We start from the raw sequence: 15851 nt of genomic DNA, 5'->3' as shown, positions 1-15851 counted from the left end.
GGGGGTGCATAGAGTGACTTCTGGCTGGCATACAGTTAGCCACTAAGGCCTTCGATGTTGTTTGGCGCAATGCCAAGTATTCTCGGTTGAAACTCTAATAAAGCCACATGTTCTGGCAGCACTAATTGTGTAGCGTTAAAGCAAATTAATAAGGGATGGTGCATGGGCATCATATTCGGAGTTGAATTAAGATGACTAAAATGGATTTGCCTAATACTAAGCAATCTTGTGTGGTGTTGGGGGAGCAGTCACTGCTGGTCCAGTGTTGCGAGCTATTGCTGAGCAGTAATTATCAGGTTGAAATGGTAGTTACTAATAATCAGAGTATTGTGCAATGGTGCTGTGAACACGCTATCAAGCATATTTCTAAAATTGACGAGCTGATACCCGCTGTAGGTGATAAGCCGATTGATTTCCTTTTTAGTATTACCAACCTCAAAATGTTACCGGCTGAAGTGCTGGCGATCCCCAAGGTATTGGCGATAAATTTTCATGATGGACCGCTGCCAGCCTATGCGGGTCTGAATGCGCCCGTGTGGGCCTTATTGCATGGCGAACAGCAGCATGGGGTTAGCTGGCACATCATGACCAGCGACGTAGATAAAGGTAATTTACTGGCACAAAAATATTTCCCGATTGTCCCCGGCGAAACGGTTTTTACCCTTAATGCAAAGTGTTATCAGGCGGCAATAGAGTCGTTTACCGAGCTATTGGATGGCTTGGCAAAAGGTGCGTTAGAGGGCGTTAGTCAAGGTGAAGCAGGGCGCTCTTACTTTGGGCTGGTAGATCGCCCGGTGGCAGCGGCGACCATTGATTGGAATCAGGGTTTTCGAGATATTGATCGGCTGGTGCGGGCGCTGGATTACGGGCCTTATCCCAACCCGGTGATCGCTCCCCGTATCGTATTGGGGGCCCAGCATCTACTAGTGTCCACACCTGAATTTGTTGCGCTGGAAGCTAACACCGCTGTTGGCAGCATTATTTCTTGTTGCAGTAAAACCTTAACCGTTGCGACTGCTGATGGGGGTATTCGGTTTACCAGGTTGACTGATTTGGATGGCAAAGTTGTTGATGTTGTTGCCGTACTGGCAGCCTGTGGGCTTAAAGCAGGTGATTGTTTGCCAGTGATAGAAAGCGATCAGCAGCAGTTGTTAACTGAAACCGTACGAAAGCTGGTTCGCTACGAGCCTTACTGGGAGCGACGGCTATTGTTGTCTGAACCGCTTGAGGCGCCGTATAGTCAGCAGCAACGTCGACAGCAAGCAGATTGGCAGCAGTGTGAACAGGTGCTGCCTCTGACTGGATTGGGTGGCGATTTTATCACTTCGGTATTTGCGCTGTTATTGAGCCGGCTGGGGCGTAAAACCCATTATACGCTGGCGTACCGTCCCCTTAGTTTGCAGCAATTGGACCCTGTGTTGCAGGATTATTTTGCGCCTGTAGTGCCATTGGTGGTCAATGTTGAGGGGGGAGAGACTTTTCAGCATTGGCAACAGGGCTTTGCGGTTGATTTGCAGCAAGCGGAGCAGCGAGTGAGTTATCTGTCGGACTTGCGCGCCCGTGTACCTGCTTTGGCGGGGTCACTGGGTTGTGAAGAGTTCCCTATACGATTGGATCGAGTGCAGAGTTTATCCGACTATTCGGTGCTGGCACCAACGGAGCATAATCAGTTAGTGATTGTGGTGCCGACGGATGGCAGCAGCTTGCATTTTCGCTACGATGCGCGAGCGTTGGATGCGACTGCTATCAGTCGTCTATTTGAACAATTTATCGTGTTGCTGGACGGGGTGATGGCCGATCAGGCAGCACTGTTATCGATGTATCCAATAGTTCCTGCAGCAGAACTCGCGCAGTTGGCTGAGTGGAACGGCACGGCTGGCGATAGCGATATTAATGATTGCGTGCACCAACTATTTGAGCGTCAGGTACTGAGTCAGCCAGATACCATCGCTTATGTATTCGAGGGTGAGCAGCTAACGTACCAGCAACTGAATAGCAGAGCCAATCAGTTGGCGCGGCACTTATTAGACAGTGGTGCCAGAAGCGGTGATTTGGTCGGTATTCTGGTTGATCGCTCGCTGGATATGGTGATTGCGCTGCTGGCGACGTTGAAGGCGGGTTGTGCTTATGTCCCGCTGGACCCGGTTTACCCAAAAGACCGCCTGGCTTATATGGTGGCAGACTCCGGTCTCGAAATGCTAATCACTCACCGTAAGCTGGCCACTTTGCTGGGCGGTTATGGGGTCAAGCGGATTATTGTGGATGAGTTGCAGGGCGCGTTGGTCTCCTATGATGAAAGTGATTTGGGCGAGGTGGTTGATCCCGCGTCCCTGGCTTATATGATTTATACCTCGGGTTCTACCGGTAAACCCAAAGGGGTGATGGTAGAGCACCGCAATGTGATTAACTTTTTTGCCGGTATGGATCAGCGGGTGGAACCGGCACCGGGAACCTGGTTGGCCGTGACTAGTATCTCCTTCGATATATCAGTATTGGAAATATTTTGGACTTTGGCTCGAGGTTTGACCGTAGTGTTGTATGCGGATGCCGTACGCCAGAAATCCGATGCGGGTATTCCGCTTAGCGCCTACCCGGATCAATCCGTCGAGTTTGGTTTATTCTATTGGAATGTGGCAACTGACGAAAATCAGTACGATCAGGATAAGTATCGATTGCTGTTAGAGGGTGCTAAATACGGCGATCAGAATGGTTTCAATGCAGTGTGGACACCCGAACGGCACTTCGCCGCATTTGGCGGTTTATTTCCCAATCCTGCTGTTACCGGTGCCGCAGTTGCTGCAATCACCGAAAATATTTCTGTTCGTGCCGGTAGTTGTGTAGTGCCGTTACATAGCCCTATTCGGGTAGCAGAAGAGTGGGCGGTGGTTGATAACTTGTCTAATGGTCGTGCGGGAATCGCTATAGCTGCGGGGTGGGCGCCACCGGATTTTGCCATTAAACCGGAAAATTTTTCCGACGCTAAAAATATTATGTTTGAGTCGGCAGAAACAGTACGTAAATTGTGGCGTGGTGAAACCTTGAACTTCCCGGGGCCAGATGGCAAAGAGGTCGCTGTTCGAACGTTACCGCGTCCGCTGCAGGCAGAGTTGCCGCTATGGGTTACTACCGCAGGTAATATTGATAGTTATGTGCGCGCCGCCGAAATTGGCGCTAATGTGCTGACCCATTTACTCGGGCAGACCATTGAAGAAGTCGCTGAAAAAGTGAAAGCGTATCGGTCGGCCTGGAAAGCGGCTGGCCATCCTGGCGAAGGCACAGTGACGCTAATGCTGCATACGTTTGTCGGTGAGGATGCGGCGACGGTGCAGGAACAAGTGCGGCAACCATTGAAAGACTATCTAAAAAGTGCGATGTTTTTAGTCAAAGCGGCGGCCTGGCAATTTCCTACTTTTAAGAAAATGTCGGAGCAGCAAGGCAAAACCCTTGATGACTTTTTCGAAACTATTTCTGACGAGGATATGGATGCGTTGCTGGAGTTTTCCTTTCAGCGCTATTTTCACACCAGCGGTTTGTTTGGTACTCCCAAGAGTGCGATGCAAATGGTGGATAAAGTAAAAGCATCAGATATAGATGAAATTGCTTGTCTAATAGATTTTGGTATCGATACCGAACTGGTGCTCGAACATCTGCCGTACCTCAATCAGCTGCGTGAATATAGCCAGCAAGTGCTTAAGGCGGATACTACTGCCGTTGATGATTATAGTTTGCCGGCGTTATTTCAACGGCATAACGTTACCCATTTTCAATGCACACCGTCGATGGCGACAATGTTAGCAGCCGACAAGCAGGCGCGCTCGGGATTGGCTGCTCTTAAGCATATGATGGTTGGGGGTGAGGCGTTTCCTCCGGAGCTAGCGAGCGAGCTTAAGTCTCTGGTAAGCGGTCGCGTTTCAAATATGTATGGACCTACCGAGACTACAATTTGGTCGAGCACCGGAGATGTCGAAGGCGGCAATGCCCAGTCAGTGTCTATCGGTCGCCCATTGGTTAATCAACAAATTCATATACTTGATGAAAATCAGCAGCCGATGCCCATTGGTTTGGCGGGCGAATTGGTTATTGCTGGCGATGGCGTGGTCCGCGGCTATCACAATCGAGCGGATTTAACCGATACTGTTTTTATTGAGGATAAGTACTCCGAGGGCGTAGGCGCACGCATGTATCGCACCGGTGACCTTGCCCGCTATCTTGCTGATGGCCGTTTAGAGTGCATGGGGCGGGTCGATCATCAGGTCAAGATCCGTGGCTATCGGGTTGAGCTGGGAGAAATAGAATCCCTATTGCGTCAACATCAATCAGTGATGGAGGCAGCGGTAATCTTGCGGGAGGATTCGCCTGGTGATAAACGGTTGGTCGCTTATGTTCGTTGCCACACGATTCAGGATTTGGATGCTTCTGAGCTAAAGTTGTTTTTAAAGGAGCAGCTGCCAGATTTTATGGTGCCCTCTTTGTTTGTGGCATTGCATGAACTGCCCTTAACACCCAATGGAAAAATAGACCGCAAGAGTTTGCCCAAGCCGCAACAATCGTCGACCGCCACGGAAGATTCAAAGGCGCCGGAAAATGATGCGGAAATCATGATTGCCGATATCTGGAAGCGAGCGCTGGACATCCCTTCCGTCGGTGTGCGGGATAACTTTTTTGATATTGGCGGCCATTCTTTATTGATTGTGCAAGTGTTAAAAGAGTTACAGGAAAAAGTGTCCAAACCGGTACAGATGACAGATTTGTTTAAATACACAACGATAGAAGCATTGGTCGAATTTATTAGTGGTGATGGTGATGGCGCAAAAACGCTGGATCAAAGTCAGGCCCGGGCGGCTGCGAGAAAAGCGGCTGCGGGGCGACGTCGCCGTCGCTAGTTTGGGGCGTAAAGTTCAATCGGCCAATGAATTGTTATTGGGCTGCAAAAAAATACAAGGTTAAAAGTAATAATGATTGATGAAAACGAACAGGCTGATGATTTTGAGGCGGGAAGCAGCGATATAGCGATAGTGGGTATGGCTTGTCGTTTTCCTGATGCTGATAGCCCAAGCCAGTACTGGAATAATTTGCAGCGCGGGCATGAGTCTATCACTATGCTTACCGATGAAGAGTTGTTGGCGTCGGGTGTATCAAAGGAGCAAATTAAGCATCCAAATTATGTAAAGTCCGGTATGTTTCTGCAGCATATGGAAAATTTCGATGCGGGCTTTTTTGGCTTCAGTCCTATGGATGCGAAAGTCATGGATCCGCAACATCGGCATTTTCTTGAAGTAAGCTGGGAGGCATTTGAAGATGCCGGTTATGATCCCGCTGACTTTTCCGGTTCCGTTGGGGTGTTTGGTGGTTCCGGCCACAATGCATACATGCCCTATAATTTGCTGACTAATCCAGACTTGATGGATGACCTGGGTTTCTTTCTGGTTCGTCATACGGGTAATGATAAAGACTTTCTCACCACTAGAGTGTCCTATTGCTTTGACTTAAAAGGTCCAAGCATTAATGTCCAAACCGCTTGTTCCACCTCATTAGTCGCTGTGCATTCTGCAGTACAAAGCTTATTAAACGGCGAGTGTGATATGGCTTTAGCCGGTGGCGTTACCATCGACTTGCCGCACCGTAGGGGCTATCAGTTTAAAGATAGCGAAATTCTGTCTCCCGATGGACATTGCCGGCCGTTTGATGCGAGTTCCAAGGGTACGGTTTTTGGCAGTGGTGCAGGGGTGCTGGTATTACGTCGCCTTGATGATGCCATTGCCGCCAAAGACAATATTCATGCGGTCATTAAGGCCTCCGCTATTAATAACGATGGTGCAGGTAAAGTAAGTTATTTGGCGCCCAGTGTTGATGGCCAGACCGCAGCCATTCATGAAGCATTGGAAATTGGGGAAATAGATCCGCAATCGGTTGAGTATGTTGAGTGTCATGGTACGGGCACGCAGCTCGGTGATCCTATTGAGGTTGCCGCACTCACCCAAGCTTATGGTGCCGGACATGATCGCAAACAATACTGTGCCATTGGCTCCGTTAAATCGAATATCGGTCACCTTGATACAGCCGCAGGTGTCGCCAGTTTAATTAAAGTGGTGCAGTCACTAAAGCATAAAAAAATCCCGCCTACACTGCACTATCGAGCACCAAATCCCTCAATAGATTTTTCTGCCAGTCCATTTTTTGTCAATGCGGAGTTGCGCGATTGGCAGTGTGCCGACAGCCGTCGTGCTGGAGTAAGTTCCTTAGGTGTGGGTGGGACTAATGCCCACATCATTGTTGAAGAGGCAGAAATTTTAGAAAGTGGTAGCTGTCCACGCGATTGGCAGTTGTTGATGATTTCAGCGCGTAGTGATCAGGCATTACAGAGAGCTACAGATCGATTGGCTGAATTTTTGGATCCGGATGACGCGGCTAATCAGGATGCCGCTCCGCAGCTAGCGGATGTGGCTTATACCCTGGCAGTAGGGCGGCGCAGTTTTAACAAGCGGCGTTTTGCTGTCGTGCAATCAACCGCGGATGCGGTTACGGTATTGGATGGTACCGAGCGCGGACGAATTGAGTCGGCCGACACCCGGACGTTGAGCGCGAGCTCGCGTTTATGTTCGCTGGCGGCGGCGCGCAGTATGCGGGAATGGGCGCCGGTTTATATCTCGACGAGCCAGTCTTCAGGTCAACAGTCGATGAGTGTTTGCAACTGCTGGAAGAATTTATTGATTATGATTTAAAGGCGTTGCTGTATCCCGAGACGGATGATTTGGCGACAGCGGGACGGGAATTAGAGCGCCCCAGCCGTTCACTTCCAGCACTATTTGTTACTCAGTATGCGCAGGCGCGATTATGGATGTCGATGGGGGTAGAACCCAAGGTATTGATCGGCCATAGCATGGGTGAAAATACCGCGGCATGTATCGCCGGGGTGTTGTCACTGAAGGACGCATTGGGCTTGGTGGCGTTGCGTGGCCAGCTGTTTGAGACTGTTCCTGAAGGCGGCATGCTCAGTGTGCAGTTAGATGAAAAACAATTGCAGTCATTATTATCGCCCCAATTGTCAGTCGCCGCTCAAAATGCGCCCGGCTTGTCTGTGGTGTCGGGGCCTAAACAAGCGCTGGCGGCATTGGAAAACGTACTCGCGGCCAGAGAGTTTTCCTATCAGCGGGTGCATATCGATATTGCTGCCCACTCCAGCATGCTGGAGCCAATTCTTGGAGCGTTTGGGGATTATGTTCGTTCGATCTCGTTGAGTGAGCCTAATATACCGTTTATTTCCAACCTGACCGGTGATTGGATAAAAGATCGCGAGGCTACTGACCCTGAGTATTGGGTTAAGCACCTACGCAACACCGTTAGATTCAGTGATGGTGTGGGTTGCCTGCTTGAAACCAACCAATACAATTTGTTGGAAGTGGGACCCGGTCGGACATTAAGCAGTCTCGCTGCGATGCATCCTGAAAAGACCTTGCAGCATACTATCCAGTCATCACTGCGGCACCCGGACGAAGTCGTTGCGGATGTGCCGTTCATGCTGGCTGCTTTGGGTCGGCTGTGGCAGGGAAATTGTATTTTTAATAAAGCCGGTTTATTTGCCGATCAGGATCGGCGTCGAGTATCCATCCCCACGTATGCCTTCGACCACGTCCGGCATTGGGTTGAGCCTGGCAAGTCGCTGGCTGGTAAAGCCCTGCAGCGCCGTGAACAGCTAAATGAATGGTTGTATCAGCCGGTTTGGCAGCGGCAGCCGCGCTTGGAATTAACGGCTGATTTAAGCAATAGCAAAGTCTTGTTATTGGCTGGCCAACATACTTTGAATACAGCGCTGGTGGCGTCATTGCAAAGCCGCGGCGCAACCGTGATCGATGTACGCATTGGTAATCGTCTGCAAGTCGACGCCACGCCGATGACGGTACGAGCAGGCAATAGTGATGATTTCGTGTATCTTGTCGACAAGTTGCAGCAAGACGGCCAGCTAATCAATTATGTTATTCACAGTTTGGCGCTAGAGCTGGATCCTGCACAAGGCTGTTCGTTGGACAATTTAGCTGAGCAGCAAACACTGGTGTTCGATAGCTTGTTTTATCTTTCCCAAGCTGTCGGTAATGAAGGCTGGGAACACGATCAGCGCTGGTTATTGTTGACCGCGGGCGCACAGCAGGTGGCAGGAGAGGAAATGGGCTCCGCACTGCAGGCGTTAATGAATGGGCCGGCACGGGTTATTCCGCACGAGATGCCGAATATTTCCTGCGTCTCTGTAGATCTTTCACTGCAGCAGGCAGTAGCCCATGAGGCTAGCCTTGCTGAAACTTTATTAGCAGAGCTTACCGCTACAGAAGGCGCAGTCGCTTTGCGCGGTGCGGCGCGGTTTAGTCAAAGTTACCAGCATGTGGTTGGCAACCAGACGACTGCCACCGCGGTGCGGGATCAGGGTGTTTATCTTATTACCGGGGGAACCGGCGGTCTGGGCTTGGTTGCCGCCGAGGCCTTGTTACAGGACGCGCAGGTTAAAGTGGCGTTATTGGCTAGACGTAATTTGCCCGAGCGACAATATTGGCAAGCGCTTATTGCTGAGCAGGTGGCTGAAGCACCTACATTAAGTCGAATTCTGGCGCTGGAAGAGCGCGGTGCCGAGGTCATGCTGGTCCAAGCAGATGTCAACAATGTTAGCAGTATGAGTGCGGCGATTGATCAGGTTCAGCAGCAACTGGGCCCTATAAATGGAGTCATTCATACCGCCGGTGTCATCGATGATGAGTTAATTCAGCTCAGGAGTATTGAGCAGGTGGCGCAAGTACTGGCACCTAAAGTCACTGGAACTTTAGTGCTACAGCAGCTGCTGGATTTATCGGCGTTGGACTTTATGGTGCTGTACTCATCGACCAGTGCTTTTTCTGGATTGCCGGGACAGGTTGATTATGCCGCCGCTAATGCCTTCCTTGATAGCTTTGCTCATGCCTGTGTTGATGCCAATGTCATTTCGATAAATTGGCCAGCTTGGCGAGACGTGGGAATGGCCGCGGCGATTGCTGATGGTAGCAAGCAGCGCTATCAGCCCGCGGGAAGGCCGGTGGAGCATCCTTTGTTGGATCGCTGTATTCGCGAAGATGAAACGCAGGCTGTGTACTCAACCTTGTTTGATGTGGAAAGTTACTGGTTGCTGAGCGAGCATCGCATTAAAGAGGGTGGCGCATTAATTCCCGGCTCCGGATTTGTCGAATTGGCAAGAGCTGCCTTTGCTGAGGCTAAGGGCCCTGGCCCAGTAGCGATGCAGGACTTGGCTTTTGAGTTGCCTTTTTTTGTTGCTGATCATGAGTATAAAGCACTGCAGGTGAGTTTATTTTATCGCGAGCAAGGTGCTGACTTTACGATCACCAGTGATAGCGACGGCGATGTCGTCGAACATGTGAGGGGTTCTATTCGACGCGGCGATGATGTTAACGAGCAGTTGGATTTGTCGGCCATAATGAGTAATTGCCAACAAGGGGTGCAGGGTTTCCATGATGCTGACCATCACCCCTATTTGGATTTTGGCGCCCGCTGGCAAGTGTTGAACAAAGTGCATTATGGCAGGGAGCAAGCGTGTATCGATTTGCAATTAGACGAAAGCTATTGCGATGAATTACAGCACATGCATCTGCACCCTGCCATTTTGGATATGGCCACAGCCGGCGCGCAAGTGATCATTCCTGAATACCATGCGCAAGATGAATTATATGTACCGGTGGGCTATGGACGTTTGCGCTTTAGTGGTGAATTGAGCCCGCAGATGTTTAGCCATGTGGTCTATAAATCTGGCGATGGCGGTGTTCATAATCATGACATTGCCAAGTTTGATATTCGTATTTGTGATGATCAGGGTAAGGTGGTGGTGCAGGTTGATGACTTTACCATGCAGCGTATTGTTGATGTATCCGCATTGCGGCGGGCGGTGGATAGCGTCGGTCGAAATGATAACGCCAGCTTAGAGCGAACGTTGGAATTAGGTATTGGTGCAGAAGAGGGTACAGCTGCTTTGCTGCATGTGCTCGGACAGCGCTCTATGCCGCAAACGGTAGTCAGTGTCTATGAATTAGCGGCGTTGCAGGCTGAGCTGTTAGCGCCTTTTGCGGCACCGGAGCCCGTGAGTAATGAAGTGGTTCACGATCCTGATGTTGACCCTGAAATTGTTGAAATTGAACAAGTGCTGCTGGCCAACGAGGCTATTGAGGCTATTGTTGTGCGTTCGCATCTTGACGAAGCGGGTGAACGACGGTTGATTGCGCATTTTGTGCCGGATTACGATCATAATATAACGGTTAGTGAGTTGCGTCGCTTTGCCAAAGACGTATTGGCATTAGGCAGTGTTCCACAGCAATTTATTGAGCTGGATGAAATGCCTGTCAGCGAGAGCGGTGAAATTGACCGTTTGCAGCTAAAAGATCCCTTCGCAGTGGAAGACAGTTATGTTGCACCGCGAACCTCAACGGAGCGAGCGCTGGCCAAAATATGGCAGGACGCACTGGGCATTGACCGCGTGGGGTTGAATGAAAATTTCTTTGACATCGGTGGCCATTCGCTATTGTCCATTAGAATCATCGTCAGAGTGGAACGAAAGTTTGGTGTGCGTCTCGATCAGGCCACCATGGTGCTGCACACACTTGAACAAATTGCGAGTGAGATTGACGGGCAAAGAGATGATAAGCCGGCTGACGATGTTGAAGGAAGTAGCGGCGACACTGAGTCTGGTGATACCAAGGAGCCAAAAGGGCTCATTAAAAAGCTATTTGGAAGGAAGTAAATAATGAATCCATTTTTCTTTGGTGACTCCAAAGAGCCTCTCTACGGAGTTTATCATCCGCCAGCAGGGGCAAATAAAGACGAAGGAGTAGTGCTTTGTTACCCGTTTGGACAAGAAGGTATGCGCGCTCATCGTGCTATGCGTCAGCTGGCGATGCAATTAACCAAAAAAGGCTTCCACGTCTTGCGCTTTGATTGTCGTGGTACCGGTGATTCGGCGCTTGATATGGAAGATATCGAGGCCCAGACATGGCTAGAAGATACTGGCGTTGCTATCGATGAATTGCGCGCCATGGCGGGTGTTAGTCAGATTAGTGTTATAGGTCTGCGTTTAGGGGCGTTGATTGCAGCGGCTACTGCAACAGCTAGAAGTGACATAAAAAGACTAGTTTTGTGGGACCCTATTCTTTCTGGTGCCGATTATATTCGGGAGTTGAAGCAGGAGATTTCCCAAGAGAAGCCGATAATAGGCAATTATGAAGAGGCTGATGGTCGTCTTAACTTTAACGGGTTTGCTTTGACTGCGTGTTTTCAACAAGGTTTGGAAAAATTGCAGCTGCTGGAGATGAAGCCAAATGCCAAACAAATCTATCAAGCCGTTTCCCATAAAGAAGACGCTTTTGCCGCGTTGAAGCAATCCTGGAGTGCTTATGAAGGTTTTCACTACCGGATGACTCCAGCCCCGCATGACTGGAATTATGTAGATAAAGTAGGAGGTATTTTACTTCCTCAGCCAATAATTCAGGCCATTGTTAATTGGATGGAATAGCATAGTGGTTTATCGGCGAGCAGTTGTTTGACGGTAGTAGTAAGGCGTCAGGTATTTTGGTTTAGTCATGAAGGTAATATAAGGTAGCAAGATGAAGGAACGAGCAGTTCGTATAGGTAAGCCCGTACCGCTAGTGGGTGTGATTTCTGAACCGGATCAAATTCAACCTGAGCGGCCAGCGGTCGTTATTTTTAACTCGGGTGTCATGCATCATATTGGTAGCTGCCGTTTGTCGGTAAAAATGGCGAGATCATTTGCTGCCGCGGGCCACTTAGTTATTCGCTTCGACTTTTCCGGTATTGGGGATAGCGAACCGCGTCGAGGTACGGATTCTTTTGAGGTTTCAGCGCCTAAAGAGGCTGCCGAAATTATGGATTATCTACAGCGAAAGCGCGGTTGCAAAAGTTTTGTATTGTTTGGATTGTGTTCAGGAGCTGATGCTGCCTACCAAACGGCTCTTATCGATGACAGGGTAGTAGCTTTTGCTCAAATTGATCCCTATTGTTATCGTACTTTTCGGTATCATGTGCAGTATTACGCATCACGTTTTTTAGTTGCAGAACGCTGGAAGAGTAGCTTTAAGCGTTTGCTAGCTGCGTTGCGTGGTGAGAAGAAAAAACAAAGCGCTGCAGAGCACTCGGGAATAGAGGATGAATATTTTGAGGTGCCAAACTATTCCCGTGTTTTCCCTCCAAAAGAAGAAGTTGCTGAGGGCTTAAGGAAAATTATTGGCCGAGGGGTTCCTAACTACGTTATGTTTACTGGCGATGAACCTGATTATAATTATAAGTCCCAGTACCTGGACAGTTTTAAAAATATCGATTTCAAGAATTTGTTACAACTCGATTACCTGGTGGAATCCAATCACATTATCACTGATCCCCGGCACCAGAAATTTGCCGTTGAACAGATATCGGCTTGGTTAGCTAATGTGAGTACGCGCTTGGTAAATAAATAGCCTTTATTATTTTGGAGGTAGGCTGATTCTGTGAGTGAAAATCAGCATGCCTTTATGCACTAAAGTTGTACGTGTTCAAATTTATTGCCAAGTGTAGTTATGCCATTTATTCAGGGGCAAGCTCAACGACAATAAGTTTAATGCGTTTTTCAATATTTATGGTATTTCATGGAAGCATTTTTTTTTGGTCCTTCGGACAGCTATCTTTATGGTGTTTATACACCCCCTACGGGAGCTCTGGATCGCAACGAGGCTGTGGTACTTGTTTTTCCTTTTGGGCAGGAGTACATGCGCTCGCATAAATCTTTTAGTTTTCTGGCTGATCGGCTAGCTGAGCAAGGCTACCACCTGCTGCGTTTTGATTGCCGTGGACAGGGTGATTCTTTTGGTGATATGTCGGGTGTTACAGCCCGTGACTGGCAGGCCGATATTTGTCTGGCCATTCAGGAAGTGCTGGATATTTCCAGGGTTTCCAAAGTGACCTTGCTGGGGTTAAGGCTGGGAGCCTTATTGCTGGCCACGCTGACTGAAATGCCTGCTCAGGTCTCCCGGTTGGTGCTATGGGATCCGGTAGTTGCCGGTGAAGACTATCTTCAGGAAATTCTTGGTGACGGATCCCAGCGAGACGATGGCTCAGTTATTGTCCATGGTTTTCAGGCACCTGAGATGTTTATTCAGTCGCTTGCTCCGCTGTCTTTACTGGTTAGTGAACCAGCCAATAAAATACAAATAATTCAGTTCGCCTCACATGAAAATCAACGTTTTGAGCAGCTTAAAATGCATTTTTCCAACCGGGAAAATTATCAGTTTGAATTTGTATCCGCACCCCATGATTGGAATTATCTCGACACTAATGGCGGTATTCTTTGGCCTATTGCGATGCTGTCGGCCATTGTTGAAAAATTAAAAGAGTAGCAGTTTAAGGAGAGGTAAGCAGTTGAGCGCAGAGGCAATGAGAGAACGGGTATTTATGATTGGTGATCCAGCACCATTGATGGGTGTTTGGTGTGCGCACACAAATCGCGATAGTGATAGGCCTGCCTTTATCCTGCTCAATTCAGGTATTATCCATCGGGTTGGGGCTTGCAGGTTGAGTGTGGAATTGGCTCGTGGGGTGACATCGAGTACCGGCATTCCCAGTTTTCGTTTTGATTACTCCGGTCTGGGTGATAGCCCAAAGCGTCGTTCTTCCCTGGACCGTGATAGTCAGGTGGATCAGGAAATTATTGAAGTAATGGATTATCTGCAGCGCAAAGAGGGTATCAGTCAGTTTATTTTGTACGGTCTGTGTTCCGGTGCCAGAGATGCGGTACGGGTTGCGGCCCAGGATTCCCGGGTGACGGGAGTGATGCAAATGGATGGCTATGCCTTTAAAAATCGTCGCTATTATCTTGAGCATTATAAAACCCGGGTATTCGACTGGCGCGAATGGCGCCGATTTGTTTTTCATTCAATCCCCGGTCATATCAAGTCCCGTTTTGTAAAAACCAAAGCAGAAGATGAGTCTGTCGAAATGTTTCAGTTCGATTGGGGGCATTATCCGTCAAAGGAATATATACAAACGCTGTATCGCGATTGTGTAAAAAGAGCGGTTCGATTTAATGTGGTTTTTACCGGTTCATGGGATCATGAGTATAATTATGCCAATCAATTCTTCGATATGTTCAATGAGGTTTCATTTGGCAATTCGGTTAAGTTGACTTACATGGAAGACAGCGATCATGTTTTTTCTAATCCGGCGGATAGAAGGCAATTGGTTGAAAATGTCTGCGACTGGCTGCGGTAAATTTTTTTATTTGATGTAGTTTTTATCGCGCCTTAATAACGGTGTCATTGTCTGGTTCTTAAATAGTGCTGGAGATTGATCGGGCATATCAATGCGAACAACACCAATAACATTGCCGCATCTGGCAGCACTGACTTCCTTGCGAGGTATTGCTGCGCTGTGCGTGGTATTGCATCACTTTTGTGTATTTTTATTTCCTGAAATCTATCGATTGTTGCCTTCCCATTTTTTGACAAAATCCTATCTCTGGGTCGATCTTTTTTTTATTCTCAGTGGCTTTGTGATGACTCATGTCTATCAGCAGCGTTTTTCCTCGGGGTATCACAAAGTTGAGTTTAAAAGATTTTTGCTAGCACGGTTTGCCAGAATTTATCCGCTGCATTTTTTTATGTTGTTGGTGTTTATTGTATTCCAGTTACTGTATCTATATGTGCTGGCCAACAGCCCGGATCCAGAACTAGTAAGGGCTGGAAGTGCGGGTGATAAACGCACCTGGCTGACGCTTTTGTCTAATTTTTTGTTGTTGCAAACCTTTCATAGCAATACATATTGGAATGAGCCAGCCTGGTCAATCAGTGCCGAGTGGTGGGTGTATTTGTTGATTCCCTGGTTGATCGCACTGTTGGGAAAAGCTTGTATCAAACGCTTGCTAATAGTGTTTCCGCTAGCGCTGGTTGCTCTTGGTCTGATGGAGTGGCGGTATGGTGATTTGGGTTTGTTCTATGCAGGGTGGCCCATGTTGGTGCGGTGTCTGGTGGAGGCGACTATGGGTATTGCGCTGTATCGTTTTTATCAAAGAGGCTGGTTTGGTAATTTTCCTGATTGGGCGCCAACGGCTGCCTTTGTAGCGATATTGCTGTCGCTGGCACTCCCCGTTCCGCACATCATCAGCGTGATGTTATTCCTGCTACTCGTGCCCGTGTCGGCAGTTATCCGGGATGGCGATCAACATTGGTTGGCGAATAAGCTATTAGTACATCTTGGCGTGATTTCCTACTCGATCTACATGATGCACTGGTTGGTCAAACAAGCGATTACCGAGCCGGTATTTTGGGTGACGGGTCAGCCAGTGACGGCGCTGTTGTCTTTACCACAGCAAGGTATTGTGGTGGTGCTTGCGCTGATCGCAGTCTTGTTGATTTCACATGCTAGCTATCATCTGGTGGAGCGCCCATGGCGTCGGCGGCTGGTTACTGGTAAGTTTGATCATAGTGTCGGCTGAGTGCCGAAATAAGCGAGGTTCTAGCCAATTTTAGAGGTATATTCCTTCGTATTATTACCTAAATTAGTCACATGGCGCTGACAAATAAATACTACACTTAGATACTTCCATACTCCCGCCAACATAGATCTCAGGGTGCTGTCTATCAAGGCATTATTGGGAGCTAGTTGCAGGGTTAATGTGCTATATCTATTAGCCCGCGCAGTGGACCAATAAGAATAATGGCGTCAGCTTAGCCATTGCCCAGAGCAGAGGATGCCGTGAAGACCGGAGGCTCATTGCAGCTGGCGGGCACATTGGAGTTGGCGGTAGGCAAGAGAAGTCATCTACAATATTTAATGGAGTAAGGGGT

The 15851-nt window shown here is 48.7% G+C and carries 8 protein-coding genes; all 8 read left to right on the top strand.

The window, feature by feature from the left end:
* Nucleotides 1-191 precede the first annotated feature (191 nt).
* The 8 genes from UNITIG_RS20715 to UNITIG_RS20680 all read left to right on the top strand — a co-directional run bounded on the left by UNITIG_RS20715 (nucleotide 192) and on the right by UNITIG_RS20680 (nucleotide 15499).
* Complete coding sequence (locus tag UNITIG_RS20715) at nucleotides 192-4883, top strand: MupA/Atu3671 family FMN-dependent luciferase-like monooxygenase (RefSeq protein ID WP_101760235.1); 4692 nt, start codon at nucleotides 192-194, stop codon at nucleotides 4881-4883.
* A 72-nt stretch (nucleotides 4884-4955) separates the two neighbouring features.
* On the top strand, nucleotides 4956-6722 hold the full coding sequence (locus UNITIG_RS20710) for a type I polyketide synthase (RefSeq protein WP_101760234.1): 1767 nt from the start codon (nucleotides 4956-4958) through the stop codon (nucleotides 6720-6722).
* A complete protein-coding gene (locus UNITIG_RS24715; protein ID WP_235015560.1) occupies nucleotides 6629-10765 on the top strand; it encodes an SDR family NAD(P)-dependent oxidoreductase in 4137 nt (1378 codons plus the stop codon). The genes UNITIG_RS20710 and UNITIG_RS24715 overlap by 94 nt, the downstream gene beginning before the upstream one ends.
* Before the next feature lie 3 nt (nucleotides 10766-10768).
* Nucleotides 10769-11533 (top strand): serine aminopeptidase domain-containing protein, encoded by a 765-nt coding sequence (locus UNITIG_RS20700; protein WP_101760232.1) that lies wholly within the window; start codon nucleotides 10769-10771, stop codon nucleotides 11531-11533.
* 91 nt (nucleotides 11534-11624) lie between these two features.
* Complete coding sequence (locus UNITIG_RS20695; RefSeq protein WP_101760231.1) at nucleotides 11625-12491, top strand: hypothetical protein; 867 nt, start codon at nucleotides 11625-11627, stop codon at nucleotides 12489-12491.
* 168 nt (nucleotides 12492-12659) lie between these two features.
* Complete coding sequence (locus tag UNITIG_RS20690; RefSeq protein WP_101760230.1) at nucleotides 12660-13406, top strand: alpha/beta fold hydrolase; 747 nt, start codon at nucleotides 12660-12662, stop codon at nucleotides 13404-13406.
* Nucleotides 13407-13428: 22 nt separating this feature from the next.
* Nucleotides 13429-14277 (top strand): hypothetical protein, encoded by an 849-nt coding sequence (locus tag UNITIG_RS20685; protein ID WP_145999250.1) that lies wholly within the window; start codon nucleotides 13429-13431, stop codon nucleotides 14275-14277.
* Nucleotides 14278-14368: 91 nt separating this feature from the next.
* Nucleotides 14369-15499 (top strand): acyltransferase, encoded by a 1131-nt coding sequence (locus tag UNITIG_RS20680; protein WP_101760228.1) that lies wholly within the window; start codon nucleotides 14369-14371, stop codon nucleotides 15497-15499.
* Nucleotides 15500-15851 lie beyond the last annotated feature (352 nt).

Origin of the sequence: Oceanicoccus sp. KOV_DT_Chl (assembly GCF_900120175.1) — a bacterium.
Classification (GTDB): Bacteria; Pseudomonadota; Gammaproteobacteria; order Pseudomonadales; family Dasaniaceae; genus Oceanicoccus.
The sequence above is the reverse complement of the archived record's forward strand: the minus strand, read 5'-3'. Positions and strand labels throughout refer to the sequence as shown.

Excerpts from the sequence above, each read along its gene's own strand:
- UNITIG_RS24715 (WP_235015560.1), top strand. The coding sequence starts at position 6,629 with ATGGGCGCCGGTTTATATCTCGACGAGCCAGTCTTCAGGTCAACAGTC.
- UNITIG_RS20700 (WP_101760232.1), top strand. The coding sequence starts at position 10,769 with ATGAATCCATTTTTCTTTGGTGACTCCAAAGAGCCTCTCTACGGAGTT.
- UNITIG_RS20690 (WP_101760230.1), top strand. The coding sequence starts at position 12,660 with ATGGAAGCATTTTTTTTTGGTCCTTCGGACAGCTATCTTTATGGTGTT.
- UNITIG_RS20695 (WP_101760231.1), top strand. The coding sequence starts at position 11,625 with ATGAAGGAACGAGCAGTTCGTATAGGTAAGCCCGTACCGCTAGTGGGT.
- UNITIG_RS20715 (WP_101760235.1), top strand. The coding sequence starts at position 192 with ATGACTAAAATGGATTTGCCTAATACTAAGCAATCTTGTGTGGTGTTG.
- UNITIG_RS20680 (WP_101760228.1), top strand. The coding sequence starts at position 14,369 with ATGCGAACAACACCAATAACATTGCCGCATCTGGCAGCACTGACTTCC.
- UNITIG_RS20710 (WP_101760234.1), top strand. The coding sequence starts at position 4,956 with ATGATTGATGAAAACGAACAGGCTGATGATTTTGAGGCGGGAAGCAGC.